Source organism: Chryseobacterium sp. C39-AII1, from assembly GCF_039672645.1.
Taxonomy (GTDB): Bacteria; Bacteroidota; Bacteroidia; order Flavobacteriales; family Weeksellaceae; genus Chryseobacterium.
This window is the reverse complement of the sequence record NZ_JBDFPQ010000004.1, coordinates 66,096-80,769: the sequence shown is the minus strand read 5'-3', so window position 1 is coordinate 80,769 and position 14,674 is coordinate 66,096. Positions and strand designations below refer to the sequence as shown.

Genomic DNA, 14,674 nt, shown 5'->3' with positions numbered 1-14,674 from the left:
AATTAAGCATATCTTTTTAGTTATTTTATGAAAATCAATCTAATATAAAATCTACAAAAGCTGCGAGCTATATTTTAAAACAATTTTATACAAAAAATCCCGAATATTGCGTATCGGGATTTATATTTTTCAAAAATTATTTTTTAGTCTAAAACACTCCAACCTCTCTTAGGATTGTTATTGTTTGAAACTTCCTGTTCATTAACGATGATATTTTCTTTTCGCTGACCGATATAATCCAATTCGCTCAGTTTAGAGAAAATTATTTCTAAACTTCGTAACATTTGCTGAATGTATAAAAGTGGTTCGCCACAATTATGATGATCGTAATTGGTTTCAGCGACAATTGATAGTTGATTTAATAAAGTATGAGGCGCAATTTCACTCCATTCCAAGCTATAATTCAACATTTCTTCCAATTCTGCAGGAACCAAAACTTGAGTAGAATTGTATAAACGAAGTGCCAGTTTGGCAAAAGATTCTATCAAAAATACTGGCGGTTGGTAAGGCGTAATATTTCTGAACTGGAAATACATATCTCCAAAAGTCGTCACCAATGTATTACACAAAAACTTAACGTTTTGTGCCAAAGCCGTATTCTGATTCTTATGCGAAGCCTTCTGAATAATTTTAAATGCATATTGCTGCAAATTTCCAATCGATTTAGCAAAATTATTGTAATAATCAAGCAATGCCGGATGGCTCTGAATCGAAGTACATGGCGGAATAAAATTTGAATCTACCTGAGCAATATTACCTTTTAAATCTACCTTTCCGATAATCAAATAATTACCTCCGGAATAACTGCTGTTCAAAGAAGTTACAGGAAGTAATTCGATATGATGATTGGGCTGAGCATTCGGATGACGTGGCGGAATTTCCTCAGGATCGATATCTCCGAAAGGCACTTTATCAAAGGGATTGACCGAAATTAAAATATAATAATCTCCGTCGGCCTGCTCTTCATGCATCGATTTAGCCAAAGACTTTACACTCACTCTCCTATCGTTCAGTTCAATTCTGTAGCCTGCCAGAGTAACTGCGCTGCAATGCTTTATAACGAGCTGAACATCATTGGTTGCAGTATTATGAACATCAAATATCGTTCGGTCTGTAAACTCTTGCGAAATAGGTAAAAGTCCGTAATTGTATGTGGTAATTCCTAATGAATTAGAATCTCTGATGGTATCAATTAAAAAATTATCCTGATCGTTCAGGTGTCGCTGGGAAACCTTCATCCCGTCTACCCAATTGATGGCAAAATGTTTAATGGGCTGTATCATAGTAAATATCTTTTGTTGTGTGATTTTATGGTTTTCTTACTCCTTCTTCTTCATGCTGGATCACTCTTTTACAAATCACCACTTCATTTTCTGAAATGCCGTTTGTTGAAATATCCTGGTCGAAATCTATATATTTTCTAAAGCTGAAAAATGATTTTTTGGTATAAAAAATCCAGTAATAAGGTTCCCTTTCTTGATCCGAAAGATGAATCACCGAATTGGGGTTTTTATGATTATAATCGTCTACCACTCTGTAAAACCAATCGCCGAAAGTAACGCCTGTCGGTAATGTTTTGGCTTTAATTCTGAATCGGTTTGCATCTTCAAGGTTTTTGCTTAATTCAACATTCAAAACCATTAAACGGTCGAAATCTGCCCCTTCAAAATCGGGCAATTTCTGATCCGGAGAATATCTCCAAGTTTTGTAAATATCAAACGGAATGCTGATAAACTGAATATAGCAATAGTAAAAAAACATCGGAACCAGAAAAATAAGCATGCTTGTTGCTGCCATGATCGGATAGCCCATTCCTCTGCTCATCCATTCAAAAATAAGATAGAAAAGATAGCCTCCGAAAGCAATACAGGTTATGGAAAGGATGGATTCAAACAAAATACTCATTCCCAGAGAATCAATATGTTTTCTGAAAAATCGATGCAATAAATTAACATGAATAATCCCCAAAATAAGGTAAATGATCTGCGAAATTAGATACCAATAAGGATTAAAGAGATTACCGGCAAACCCAAAAATTCCGGGAATAGCCAAACATAAACTGCAAAGCAGAACATAGATAATGATGGTTTTAATTTTAATGGCAGGCTTATTTCTTCTGATAATTCCTAAAATTACCATCATGATTACTGCAAATAAAGGCATTAAAATATACCTAAAAAAGATTCCTTTTACTGAAGAAATTTCCATTTGTTTCTTTTCAAATTAATATTTTGTTGGTGATTGTAAATATACTAAAATATTTTACAGAAATGTAGAGTATCCAAGGCGGTTGGCGTTTCTTTCATCATCTTCTAATGCAAATGAATATTCTTGCTTTTCGGTGATGAAATTTTCCTCCACATCTACACTTACTGGTAAAAAATAATCATATAAAGTTTGTAAAACCTTTCTGAATGGGTTTCCGTGAATGTATTTTTTCATTTCATGATACGGAATCGGCCCTATATTCACGACCCAATTTCTTTGTCCATCCATATGTCTTCCACTTGGAATATAAGTTACTCCCAATCTTGAATTTCCCAATAACATAGAATCGTCTTCCTCTTCAATATTATCAATCACATTCGGAGCGAAAGTAACTTCTACCGGAACCTGTAAAAAAGCGCTCATACATCTTTCAAACCATCTTTTATCACCTCTTATCTGATGAAAAAAAGGTAAAATATGGATAAAAATATAGGCATTCTGTTTATCCAGCATATCAACCAAAGGCCAAAGTTCACTTACAGTTTCCAGTAAAGCATCGGTATCGCTGGCAATATCAAAATCAAATTCTTTAATCAAAGCGCTGATTTCGGTGAAAAATATTTCTAGTTCAAACGGCTTGAAAAACTTTCTTGCATCTTCTTCTACTTTTTTCTGTTTACGGATTTCGCGGACAACCGTTTCTACATTTTTCCGCGATGTTCCTAAAGAAGGTGGATGGAAAAGCCCTTCCGGAAGGTAATCGTAAATACCTTCTCGATACGTTTCTAGCGTAAAAACTTCTTCATCAAAACCTAGATAATTACTGGAAATACTTTTGATATCCTTTAAATAAGCACGATCGTTGATGCCAATTCTTTCAATGAATATATTGCTTACCGCACGATGGTACTTTAAAAGGTTTACGGCTACAGCTTCAGCTTTGAAGTCTGTCTGCAGCTTATTGTAATGCATGTCTACAATATTATTCTCATACATAGTGTTTGCTGTGATTTTGGGCTTGTAAAAATAATATATCTCAAATGATTGAAAAAAATATTTTTTCAATTAATTTTATTCTAAAAATACTAATTTATCAGCATTAAAAAGAATAATTTTCATCAATATCCGTAAAAATACGGAAATCTAGGTATGAACTTCGGCTTAAAACTCATGAAATGATATATTTAAATCTAATTTTAAGATTTAGTTAAATTTATAAATCCTTATCTTTATATTAATCTAAACCTTAAATTAACTGTATCTTTGCATCCAGAAAATGTTATTTTTATCATGAAAAGTATTTATTCTAAAGTGCTGGTTTTAGCATTCATGGCATCTTCACTTTATTCTTATGCGTGGGGATTAACGGGGCACAGAGTTATTGCAGAGATTGCAGAAAACCACCTTTCCGGAAAGGCAAGAAGAGAGATCAAGAAAATTATGGGGAAAGAGCGTCTTGCTTATTGGGCAAATTGGCCGGATTTTATCAAATCGGACACTACAGGCGTTTGGAAGCAAGCTTCGGCCTGGCATTATGTAAATATCGATCCTCAAACTGATTTTAAAGCTTTTGAGAAAAATCTTGAAGCTCAGGCTGGTCCGAGTTTGTATACGCAGGTTAAAACTTTATCGAGCCAGATTAAAGATGAAAAAACTTCTGAAAAAGACAGAAAAATTGCTTTAATTTTCCTTATTCATATTATGGGAGATTTGGCGCAACCTTTACATGTAGGAAGATCTGAAGATTTAGGTGGAAACAAAATTAACGTTACTTATTTTGGAGATAAAACAAATTTACACTCAGTTTGGGATGGGAAATTGGTAGATTCTCAAAAATACAGCTATACAGAGTATGCTAAATTATTGGATATTAAATCGGATAATGAAGTAAAACAAATTCAGACAGGAACAGTTGAAGATTGGTTATATGATTCTCATAAAATCGCAAATAAAATCTATGCACAAACTCCTGACGGTTCTAAATTGTCTTACGATTATCAGTACAAATTCAACGATACCATGGAAAGACAGCTTCTTTACGGAGGGTTGAGACTGGCGAAATTGTTGAATGATTTGTTTTAATTTGGTTAATGGTTGACGGTTTTTAGTTGATCGTTAATCACATCTTACTATAATATAAGCGGAGCCTTTGGGTTTCGCTTTTTTGTTTTTTGAAATGAGTTATAATTTTCTTTGCATTTTGTCATGCTGAAAGCATCTAAACTCAAAGATTTATATAATTATTTCTAATTCTACATTTAAATCTTTGACTGGATGAAAAACTTTGCGGATTTTTTCTAAATGTTTAAAGGGATAACTTCCACCATAGCCCCGATTGGAACGACATCCTTTTGGGTTGCGGCGGAGCGAAGCGGAGCCGTAACCCAAAAGATACAGTGGAAAGCGGGATTAAGCTCCTGAGAAAATATTACAGATAAAATTCGTCTCAATACGATTTTTTCAAAAACTAATTTAAGCTGATAAAATTTAAAAATCACTGTTGTGTGGCGTGAGAGCCATAATTTACAACTATTTTTTCAGATTTAATTTAAATAAATAAAAAATAATTGCACTAAGTGTAACCTTTTTACTTTCTCAAACGTATAATATATACAAACTCTTTTTTGAGGAAAAAATAGATGAGACAATTAAAAATCACTAAGCAGGTAACCAACAGGGAAACTGCTTCATTAGACAAGTATTTGCAGGAAATTGGTAAAGTAGAACTAATTACAGCAGACGAGGAAGTAGATTTGGCACAGAGAATACGTGCGGGCGACAGAGCAGCACTTGAGAAATTAATTAAAGCCAACCTTCGTTTTGTAGTTTCAGTATCTAAACAGTACCAAAATCAAGGTCTTTCTTTACCCGATTTGATTAATGAAGGGAATTTAGGACTGATGAAAGCGGCAAAAAGGTATGATGAGACGAGAGGTTTCAAATTCATCTCTTACGCGGTGTGGTGGATTCGTCAATCAATTTTACAGGCTTTGGCTGAACAGTCGAGAATTGTAAGATTACCATTGAATAAAATCGGTTCCATCAACAAAATCAACAAAGCTTACGCTCACCTTGAGCAGGAAAATGAAAGACCACCTTCTCCAGAAGAATTGGCTGAAGTTCTTGACATGAGCGAGGAAGATATTAAGGAATCGATGAAAAATTCCGGTAGACACTTGTCTATGGATGCGCCTTTGGTAGAAGGTGAAGATTCTAATCTTTATGACGTATTGCGTTCCGGAGAATCTCCAAGCCCTGATAAAGATTTGATGCTTGAATCTCTACAAATCGAGATCGAAAGAGCATTAAATACTTTGACTCCAAGAGAGGCTGATTTGGTAAGATTATACTTCGGATTGAACGGAAAACATCCGATGACTCTTGAAGAAATCGGTGAAACTTTCGATCTTACGAGAGAGAGAGTTCGTCAGATCAAAGAAAAAGCGATCAAGAGATTGAAGCACAACACCAGAAGTAAGATTTTGAAATCTTATTTGGGTAAATAATTTTAACGAAACAAATTATAGGCGGAGCTTGATTTTCAGGTTCCGCTTTTTTTGTAACTAATTTTGAATTATCTTCAACTCATTAAAACGAATTGACTGTTATATTTGACATCTAAAAAAAGTAAAGGATTTCCACAATAATAAAATAAACCATGAAAAAAATACTTCTCTCTTCTGCTCTATTTTTATTGATAATTTCATGTAAAGAAAATAACAACACGGATAGAAATATTGTAGAAAAAGCAGCTGAAAATACTGAGTCTAGCTTCCCAATAAAGAGATTAAGCAAATCTCAATCAATTATTGATGGAATTTATTCTGAAAAAATTAAGGATGATTCCAAACTTTTAGAATTAGATAAAAGATTTCAGGCAATTCAAAATGACAGCAGAATTATGAAAGATCTTTATGATAATGTAACAAAATCATCTGAAGATTATTATGCTGATGCGGAAAGAAGGGCGAAAAATATTATGGATTCGACATTACAAAAAGAAGTTCTGGATCTTTTAAAGAACAGTTCCGAGAAATATAATGTTAAACTTAATAAATTGAATGAGTTGAAAGTACAGATTAACCTTAATTTTGTACAGCTTTCTTCATTTTATGACGCATATAAAATCAAAAAAACCCTTCCTGAAATTGAAAATTATCAGGATTCTCATCCATTGGACACAGATAGTTTAGAAAATTTTATCAAAAAGCAAAATCAGTTATTGAACGAGCTGAAAAATTTAAAATAATGAATTCAATTTCAATCATCGGAGCAGGAATCGGAGGTTTAACATTGGGAAATATTTTAAAGCAAAATAATCTTGATTTTACAATTTACGAATCTGCACCTGAAATAAAACCCGTAGGTTCAGGAATTATGATGGCCATTAATGCGATGCAGATTTTTGATAAATTGGGATTAAAAGAAAAAATAGAAAAGGCAGGAAATAAAATTCATGGAATCTCAATTACTGATGAAAATCTTAAACTTATCTCTAAAACAAACGTTCTTGAACTCGAAAAGAAATATAATTCCTGTAATATAGCCATTCACAGAGCAGATTTGCAAAGAATTCTAGCTGAAAATATTGGTTTTGAAAATATTAAATTGAATCATTCTTTAAAAGAAATTCAGAAACAGGAAAATTATCTTTTAAATTTTGAAAATGAAACCAAAATTGAAAGCAAAATTATTTTCGGAGGAGACGGAATTCATTCAAAAATTAGAAATCAGATTTTTAAAACTGGAACAATTCGTAATACACAACAAATGTGTTGGCGTGGATTGGTAGATTTTGATTTACATGAAGAATTTCATCGGGAAGCAATAGAAACTTGGGGAAAAGGAAAACGTTTTGGTTTCGTAAGAATGACTGATAGAAAAATATATTGGTATGCGGTCATTAATAAAGGAAAACATAAACGCTATCATAGTTTATCTGAAAATTTCTACGGTTTTCATCCATTAATTATTGAAATTATTGATTCCACACTACAGGAAAATATTATTCTTAATGATATCATGGACTTAGATCCTATTCCCAAATGGCATGCTGAAAATCTTTGTTTAATCGGCGATGCAGCACATGCAACCACTCCCAATTTGGGACAAGGAGCTTGTCAGGCAATTGAAGATGCTTACGTTATCGGGAAATTACTAGAAAAAAATAAAGATTTTAATGTGATTTTCGAACAATTCCAGCAAATTAGAAGGAAAAAAGTTAATCATGTTGTGAATACAAGCTGGAAACTAGGAAAATTTTCTCAATGGGAAAAAGGAACTCGTTTGCGAAATTTAATGATGAGATTAGTTCCTGAAAGTGTAAATCAGAAAATGGTTGAAAGAGTTATACAATTGGAAATGTGATTTTTATATAAAAAATCCTTCAAGGTTTTTGAAGCCTTGAAGGATTAATTATTTAAATATTATTTTATTAGTACATCAAAGTAATTCCGGCTCCCCATCCCATTTCATTATCATAATTTCCGGAAACCGATAGCCATTTTTGTAAAATATAGCGTAATCCGGTATTAAATTCTCCATCAGAATTAACAGTAAAATTTCCTCTTAATCTTCTCGAAAGCGGAATATCTTCCCTACTTAATTCCAATAAAACTTTTCCATTTTGGTCTACACTTGCATCCGCTATAATCAACATTGGCAAAACATATTGCATCCCAACAATGAAGGCAGCCTTTGTTTTTGATGCTTTTTGCTGTCCGAACCAGGTTTTCTTTCCGAGAAAATCCATTCCCATATCTTCTGCCATTTTTCGTTCCATTATTTCATGATTTTGTTGAATTCTAAAACCTGCATAAGGCAATGCCCACTGGAATTTTCCTAAAAATCTTCCGACTTTAAAATTTCCATCAAAATGATTAAAATCCCAATTAGAATGAAACTCATTCAGATTTGCCCATCTCGGCCCGAACATCGTCATTGTTTCTGCATGTAATTTATTAGACTGAATATCAAGCATCGCCATCGAACTTATCATTCTGTTATCTTTCATAAAATCTTTCCAAGCTAATTTTCTGTCCGGGAGCTGAGGATTCGGTTTTGAATCTTCATAACTAAAAATCCTTCCCATTCCTGCCATCATGTGATACAGAATATGGCAGTGGAAAAACCAGTCACCCTCTTGGTTTGCAGCAAATTCAATTGTATTGGTTTCCATTGGCATGATATCAACCACGTTTTTCATGGGAGAATATTCCCCTTTGGAATTAATCAACCTAAAATCATGGCCATGAAGGTGCATTGGATGGCGCATCATCGAATTGTTATACATCGTAATTCTTAGAATTTCACCTTTTTTCACTAAAATCTTATCAGTTTCAGTAACCGTTTTATTATCCAACGTCCACAGATAATGGTTCATGTTGCCTTCTAGTCTAAAGTTTAACTCACGAACATTTTCTGTCGGAAGAATCGTTTTCTCTGGAGACTTCAATAGATTGTAAGATAGCCTTTTAATCGATTTTTCTTCCTGCATATTCATTTCTGAATGATTGGAATGATCTTCGTTTTCCTTCGTCTTAGTTCCCATCATTTCGTTTATATGTTTCATCGTCATTTTTCGCTGACTTTCAGAAAGTTCAGGATACATCACTTCATTCATATCCATCATTTGATTGCTCATCGTCATGTTCATAGGTTTCATATTTCCGCTCATTTCCATCATTCCGTTCATCATTTTCATGCCTTCGAAAAGCTTGAGCCTTGGTAAATTCGGAGCTTCTACTTTCTCACCCGAACCTAACCAAAGCGAAGCATGACCAATCCTGTCTTCCGAAGTGGCACGGAATTCAAAGCTTTTATTTTCAGGAATCGTAACTTCAATATCGTAGGTTTCTGAAACTCCAACAATCAGACGATCAACTTCCACAGGAACGACATCGTTTCCGTCATTTCCAACCACTTTTATTTTTCCGCCTCCGAAATTCAGCCAAAAATACGTGGATGAACCTCCGTTGGCAACTCTTAATCGAACTTTATCTCCCGCTTTTAATTGAGAATATTCAGAACTTGGCTGTCCATTGATGAGGAATTTATCATAATACACATCACTTACGTCCATTGCTTCCATTCTTTTCCATTCATTCAGCGCCTTTGTTCCGAAATTTCCAGATTTTATAGCTTCCCAATAACTTTGAACCGCATTTTTCTTAATCGCATACCAATCTGTATTTGCCATGTGAAGCCGTCTTGCAATCTGCATCGGATCTTCATCACTCCAATCTCCTAACAATACAGGAATTTCTTTGGTATAATTCACTTTTGGTTCACCTTCTCTTTTGTTGAAAACCAGAATTCCGTTCATTCCGATCTGCTCCTGCAAACCTTCGTGAGAATGATACCAATAGGTTCCATTTTGGGAAACTTTAAACTTGTATAAATGCGTTTCGCCAGGTTTTACAGGTTTTGTCGTTAAATATGGAACTCCGTCATGTTCGTTTGGCAAAATCACGCCATGCCAGTGAAAACCTGTGTTTTCTTTCAGCATATTGTGAAGATAAATTTCCGCTGTATCGCCTTCTGTAAAATATAAAGTTGGAGCCTGTAGTTTTCCGTTTACAGCGATCGCACGACGGTTTTTTCCTGTAAAATTGACGATCGTATCTTTTACATATAAATCATAACGAACCGTTTTTCCTCCAAAACTTACTTTCCCATTTTCTGAATTTCTTTTTAAAACAGAATTTTGAGACTCTTGTCCAGCTTCAGCTTGATGTGAAGAATTATTTTCAATTTCTACTAAATCCATTCCACATTTTGGGCATTTTCCGGGATTATCGGAAATTACTTCCGGATGCATTGGACAAGTATATTTTTGAGATTGGAAATGATCTTGAGATTGAGGTTTAGGTTGAGATTTTGATTGCGCTAAATTTTTATTTTTAGAGTTTAAAACAGGCTTAGTAATATTTACATTCTTCACCTTTTTTACATCATTCTTTTTCTCAATCTCAATTTTATCCTTAACCTTATTCTTAATTTCTGTTGATTTTATCTCTGTTTTCGGTACAGACTTTACTTCCGGTTTTGCAACAACTTTAGGTTTTATGATAACTGATTTTTTCCTTAAAGTCATTCCGCATTTCGGGCAGTCGCCCGGTTTTGAGGAAACTACTTCAGGATCCATCGGACAGGTAAAATAGGTCTTTGTTGTTTGTGAAAAACTGAAAACGGAAAATAGAAGCATCAGAAATAGTATGAGTTTTTTCATAATATTTCGAAGTTTTTTGAAGTTGTATAGCTTGAATTTTAATACTTTAAATATTGGACCGGCTTAAACTTTTTTAAAGCTACTTCCCGCTTGGAATTTATGCTGAGCGAAGTCGAAGCACTATACCTTTTGTTTCGCTTCGCTGCACAAAAGGATGCCGTTGCAATCGGGGCTAGGTTTTTGTCATTCACTAAAACACTTGAAAAATATCCACAAAATTTGTCATTCCGGTAGGAATCTACGGCACGAATATTTAGAATTTATTTCGAGCATGTTTAGATCCTTTCAGGATGACAAACTTTGAAAACAATTGTTTAACTGATTTACCTAATACTTCTGAGTTTTTAACGCAAAGGTCGCAAAGATTTTCTTTAGATTATTGAGAATATTTTTAAGTTAGCAAAGGCGTTTCACTTAAATAAGATCTCAAAGTTTGTGAAGAATCTGTTGAACAATTTATATAAAGTAAATTTTAATTTAAGCTATACAACTCATTATTTTAAAATAAGATACAATTATTATTTAATTGTAGATTTTACGTTTCCACAAGAAAGCATGGATTTTCCGTAGTAAGGATTTATGATTTTAGATTCATCGCTCAACCAGCTTCCGTCTGCCATTGGACAATACTGAACGTAAACAGGATTTTCAGAAACTTTAAATTCTTTAGCCAAAGCAATCATATTATCCGAGAGATTCATGAAAGTTTCTCTCTGAGTGCTGATATTTCTTGCATCGGAAATTGCTGTTGCATCTTTTCTGAGAATATTCAAATTACCTTCTGAAACTTGTTTAACATCGATAGCAGAAGCAGTCTTAATGAACTCTGTCGCCGCTTTTGATGTTTTGTCCGCATCATCTGAAGCTAAAGCGGATTTTATTGCGATATAGTTTTGGTATAATTTGGTAACCTGTGCATCTTTTTTAGATTGTGCCGCAATAGAAATGATTGAAAATAAAGAGAATACTGCTGTAATGATATATTTTTTCATTGTTTTAAATTTTAGAATTAATTTTTATTGATTGTAAATTGCCTTTCATATTGTTTATTTTTAACACAAAGTTCGCAATGATTTTTTTACTAATAACTGTTGTTAAAGGTTCGCAAAGGCGTTTCACTTAGCCAAGAAGATTATTTTCTTTTTGTAGCTGGGTTTTAGGACAGTCAAATTTTAGATAGGATTATTAAATGTTTCGCATTATGCGACAAATCGTGTCGTTCGTAATGATTTTAAAAATCAAACGACTGACGAATTCTAAATTCTGAAATTACAATGGTGAATAAAGATTGGAACCGACCAAATTTCCGGCGGCGCATTGATTTGAATTTGAGTAAATTTTGTAGCTGAAAAAGATTGATCTACAAAGAAAAATTCATTTTGTGGAAGCTCTGAAATTTGTTGTAAGAAATCAATTTTAAGAAAATCTGATTTTTGAGAATCATCAACTTTTAATAATTTAATTTCTGTTTTACAACAGTCTTTCTTTGTTTTAACCCCGCATTTGCTGCAAATATCGTCAACTTTCTGATTGACAGAAGCCAATTCATTCATGCAATAATGAACGCTGAAAACTGCCCCGGAAGAGAATCCAAAGTAGAAAACAGAGAATAATATGGCAAGAATCTTTTTCATTACAGAGCAAAGGTAAAAATATCTTTGAGATTGATGTTATAAAATTATGTATTGTTGTTATAAAATTTGGTAAAAACAAAACCTCCTGAAATTTTCAGAAGGTTTTGTTCTATTTTTATTTCCCGCAGATTTTTCAGATGATTGAGAATATTTTTAAACTATAATCCTTCATCCTGCTCCTGCTACCTGCAATCTACTCTTATTTAATCTTAAACTCAAGCTTTACATTAAAGAAACGTCCTGTTAAACGTACAGGAACCGGATATGCCATATTTGTCGCTGAATCTGAGATCCATTGATTAGCCACAGTATTTCTAATGTTAAAGGCATTAAAGACTTGAACTCCCAACGTTAATTCTTCAAAATTTCCCCAAAATCCATACGCTGATTTCTTTTCTTTAGGCTCTATGAAAGCATAAGAAAGTCCTAAATCCACTCTTTTATAGGCTGGCAACGTTTTCTGATAGCTGTAAGGATCTGTAAAAACAGGTGCTCCTGTGGGTAATCCCATGGCGTAAGTCAATGTCAGATTCACCTTCATTTTCGGAAACTGAGGCATATAATCCTGATAGAACATGGCAAACCTGAATCTTTGATCGGTTGGTCTCGGAATATCTCCTCTTCCGTCTATATTTTCATAAACCCTCGCATAACTTGCAGATAACCAAGAATCTACTCCAGGAACAAATTCTCCATATAAGCGGGTATCAATACCATAAGCATAACCCGTTGCATTGTTTTGCCCCGAATAACGAATCCTCACATTATCCATATAATAAGGAATCAGGTTATTCATTTTCTTATAATATGCTTCCGTTGTTAGTTTAAACGGTCTGTCATACATATAAAATTCATAATCATTCGCGAAAATTGCCTGGATTGAACGTTGAGATTTGATATTGCTGTTAAAATTCCCATCTAAATCCTTGATTTCCTTATAAAAAGGCGACTGATAATAAATACCTCCGGAAAGTTTAAACAACATATCAGAATCCCAATCGGGTTTGATGGCAAACTGAACTCTTGGTGAGAAAATAGTTTCTTTATTGAAGCTCCAGTTGGAAACTCTAGCCCCGGCATTGATGAAAACTTTGCTTGCTCCCCAGAAAAATTTCTGAGAATACTGTGCGTAAGCAGACATTCTTGTTGGTTCGATATGATTATTTCCTGCAATTCTATAAGCCAATTCCAGATCAGAATAATCACCAATTCTAGGATCATCCATAGGTCTAGGCATGCTGTATCCCGCAGAATCTATCAATTTCCATTCATTGGTTAAATCTTTAAGGTTTTCTTTTTCATATTTAAATCCAACCTCAAAATCTGTATTCACATTGGGTGAAAAACGAGCCCTGAACTGTGTACCGTAAGTTCTTACAAATAAATCATTTCGGGCATGCTCGATTTGTCCGCCCGCATCATATGAGGTGATCGGATCGCCCGTCACAGGATCGAATGTCTGTAAAATATAAGAAGAACCGATAGAATAATACTCTCTTTCTCTGTTTTGATAAGAAAATGCATCTAAAGTAAACTTCCATTTATCGGATGGTTTATAGTTCGCAGAAACCGTTCCCATCATATTTTTATACTTGTCGTCCTCTTTACCATTGTAGAAAACGGTAAGATTTAGTGGTCGCTGTAAACTTCCGAAATCTACACTCCTTTCTCTTGGGATCATTTCATAATCATTCTTAGAATAATATCCGATAAATGACAATGATAATTTTGGAGTGATATGGTAATTCATATACGTCTGAAAATCCATATAGACAGGATTGAAATCTGTATCTTCTTTTAACGTATTAAGAATAAGATTCATATTCCTGTATCTTCCTGAAAATAAAGCAGTAAATTTTTTATTTCCGTCTTCATCTTTTTTTCCTGAAGCAAAACCAGCCGTTAATCTTCCGCCCATTAAACTTCCTTCTCCGGAAAGTTCAAATTTTTGAGGTTCTCTGTAATAAATATTCAGCGCAGAAGACATTTTATCACCATATCTGGCTTCAAAACCTCCGGCAGAGAAGTTAACGGTAGAAACCATGTCGGGATTAATCATGCTTAAACCTTCCTGCTGAGAATTTCTAATCAGGAAAGGTCTGTAGATTTCAATATCGTTAATATAGATCAGGTTTTCGTCATAGTTTCCACCACGAACCATATATTGTGAAGAAAGTTCGGTATTGGAGTTAACAGAAGGTAACGTTTTGATAATCCCTTCGATACCTCCGGAAATGCTGGCTACATTTTTGGCATCTTTCGCGGAAATTTTCACATTGGTAATGTCTTTCGTACTTCCTGCTACTTTTTTCTGGAAAACGACTTCCTCAATATCTGTGGTTTTCATCGTATCCTTCTTCTTGGTTTGAGAGAATACTAATACAGGAACCATAAGGCTCAGCGGTAAAACTAGTTTTTTCAAAAGAAATGTTTTAAAATTTCAAACGTGAATATATACAATTTATTTTAACTTATTTAAACTTTCTTTAACATTTATTAAAATGATGCCTTCCCTAGCCCCGATTGAAGCTTTGTTTGAGCTCATTTTTCAGTTTTGGGTTTTTGGGGGGGGGGGGGGGGGGGGGGGGGGGGGGGGGGGGGG

General features: G+C 34.1%; 12 protein-coding genes. 4 read left to right on the top strand and 8 right to left on the bottom strand.

Annotated elements, in window-relative coordinates; all coding sequences use genetic code 11:
- Positions 1-143: 143 nt before the first annotated feature.
- Genes ABEG63_RS08380 through ABEG63_RS08370 form a run of 3 tightly spaced genes read right to left on the bottom strand, consistent with a single transcriptional unit; the run spans position 144 to position 3,204 of the window.
- Positions 144-1,283, bottom strand: a complete 1,140-nt coding sequence (locus ABEG63_RS08380) for a hypothetical protein (protein WP_267402994.1) — start codon at positions 1,281-1,283, stop codon at positions 144-146.
- Between the two features lie 25 nt (positions 1,284-1,308).
- The gene (locus ABEG63_RS08375) at positions 1,309-2,208 is read right to left on the bottom strand and encodes a TssN family type VI secretion system protein (protein WP_346584127.1); all 900 of its coding nucleotides are present in this window, start codon (positions 2,206-2,208) and stop codon (positions 1,309-1,311) included.
- Positions 2,209-2,262: 54 nt separating this feature from the next.
- Positions 2,263-3,204, bottom strand: coding sequence for a type VI secretion system baseplate subunit TssG (locus ABEG63_RS08370; protein WP_346584126.1), 942 nt, complete (start codon positions 3,202-3,204; stop codon positions 2,263-2,265).
- Between the two features lie 294 nt (positions 3,205-3,498).
- On the opposite strand from ABEG63_RS08370, the gene ABEG63_RS08365 reads away from it, so the two are divergent.
- A complete protein-coding gene (locus ABEG63_RS08365; RefSeq protein WP_346584125.1) occupies positions 3,499-4,290 on the top strand; it encodes a S1/P1 nuclease in 792 nt (263 codons plus the stop codon).
- 215 nt (positions 4,291-4,505) lie between these two features.
- Here ABEG63_RS08365 and ABEG63_RS08360 read toward each other — a convergent pair whose 3' ends face one another.
- Positions 4,506-4,658, bottom strand: coding sequence for a hypothetical protein (locus ABEG63_RS08360; RefSeq protein ID WP_267402990.1), 153 nt, complete (start codon positions 4,656-4,658; stop codon positions 4,506-4,508).
- 189 nt (positions 4,659-4,847) lie between these two features.
- Between ABEG63_RS08360 and ABEG63_RS08355 the strand changes: the two genes are divergently transcribed.
- The 3 genes from ABEG63_RS08355 to ABEG63_RS08345 all read left to right on the top strand — a co-directional run bounded on the left by ABEG63_RS08355 (position 4,848) and on the right by ABEG63_RS08345 (position 7,575).
- Positions 4,848-5,714, top strand: coding sequence for an RNA polymerase sigma factor RpoD/SigA (locus tag ABEG63_RS08355; protein ID WP_027385416.1), 867 nt, complete (start codon positions 4,848-4,850; stop codon positions 5,712-5,714).
- A 152-nt stretch (positions 5,715-5,866) separates the two neighbouring features.
- Positions 5,867-6,457: a hypothetical protein gene (locus ABEG63_RS08350; protein ID WP_346584124.1), complete on the top strand. Its 591-nt coding sequence runs from the start codon at positions 5,867-5,869 to the stop codon at positions 6,455-6,457.
- Entirely contained in the window at positions 6,457-7,575 is a 1,119-nt protein-coding gene (locus ABEG63_RS08345) for an FAD-dependent monooxygenase (protein WP_346584123.1), read from the top strand. Before ABEG63_RS08350 ends, ABEG63_RS08345 begins: the two co-directional genes overlap by 1 nt.
- Before the next feature lie 67 nt (positions 7,576-7,642).
- Here ABEG63_RS08345 and ABEG63_RS08340 read toward each other — a convergent pair whose 3' ends face one another.
- From ABEG63_RS08340 to ABEG63_RS08325, 4 genes are all read right to left on the bottom strand, one after another.
- Positions 7,643-10,438 (bottom strand): multicopper oxidase domain-containing protein, encoded by a 2,796-nt coding sequence (locus tag ABEG63_RS08340; RefSeq protein WP_346584122.1) that lies wholly within the window; start codon positions 10,436-10,438, stop codon positions 7,643-7,645.
- Between the two features lie 518 nt (positions 10,439-10,956).
- On the bottom strand, positions 10,957-11,430 hold the full coding sequence (locus tag ABEG63_RS08335) for a DUF3347 domain-containing protein (protein ID WP_346584121.1): 474 nt from the start codon (positions 11,428-11,430) through the stop codon (positions 10,957-10,959).
- A 264-nt stretch (positions 11,431-11,694) separates the two neighbouring features.
- Entirely contained in the window at positions 11,695-12,072 is a 378-nt protein-coding gene (locus ABEG63_RS08330; protein WP_346584120.1) for a hypothetical protein, read from the bottom strand.
- 199 nt (positions 12,073-12,271) lie between these two features.
- Entirely contained in the window at positions 12,272-14,494 is a 2,223-nt protein-coding gene (locus ABEG63_RS08325) for a TonB-dependent receptor (RefSeq protein WP_346584119.1), read from the bottom strand.
- Between the last annotated feature and the right edge of the window lie 180 nt (positions 14,495-14,674).

What these genes read in the sequence shown, in the direction of transcription:
- ABEG63_RS08380 (WP_267402994.1), bottom strand. Translation starts at nt 1,283, where the DNA reads ATGATACAGCCCATTAAACATTTTGCCATCAATTGGGTAGACGGGATG.
- ABEG63_RS08370 (WP_346584126.1), bottom strand. Translation starts at nt 3,204, where the DNA reads ATGTATGAGAATAATATTGTAGACATGCATTACAATAAGCTGCAGACA.
- ABEG63_RS08330 (WP_346584120.1), bottom strand. Translation starts at nt 12,072, where the DNA reads ATGAAAAAGATTCTTGCCATATTATTCTCTGTTTTCTACTTTGGATTC.
- ABEG63_RS08335 (WP_346584121.1), bottom strand. Translation starts at nt 11,430, where the DNA reads ATGAAAAAATATATCATTACAGCAGTATTCTCTTTATTTTCAATCATT.
- ABEG63_RS08340 (WP_346584122.1), bottom strand. Translation starts at nt 10,438, where the DNA reads ATGAAAAAACTCATACTATTTCTGATGCTTCTATTTTCCGTTTTCAGT.
- ABEG63_RS08345 (WP_346584123.1), top strand. Translation starts at nt 6,457, where the DNA reads ATGAATTCAATTTCAATCATCGGAGCAGGAATCGGAGGTTTAACATTG.
- ABEG63_RS08350 (WP_346584124.1), top strand. Translation starts at nt 5,867, where the DNA reads ATGAAAAAAATACTTCTCTCTTCTGCTCTATTTTTATTGATAATTTCA.
- ABEG63_RS08375 (WP_346584127.1), bottom strand. Translation starts at nt 2,208, where the DNA reads ATGGAAATTTCTTCAGTAAAAGGAATCTTTTTTAGGTATATTTTAATG.
- ABEG63_RS08365 (WP_346584125.1), top strand. Translation starts at nt 3,499, where the DNA reads ATGAAAAGTATTTATTCTAAAGTGCTGGTTTTAGCATTCATGGCATCT.
- ABEG63_RS08355 (WP_027385416.1), top strand. Translation starts at nt 4,848, where the DNA reads ATGAGACAATTAAAAATCACTAAGCAGGTAACCAACAGGGAAACTGCT.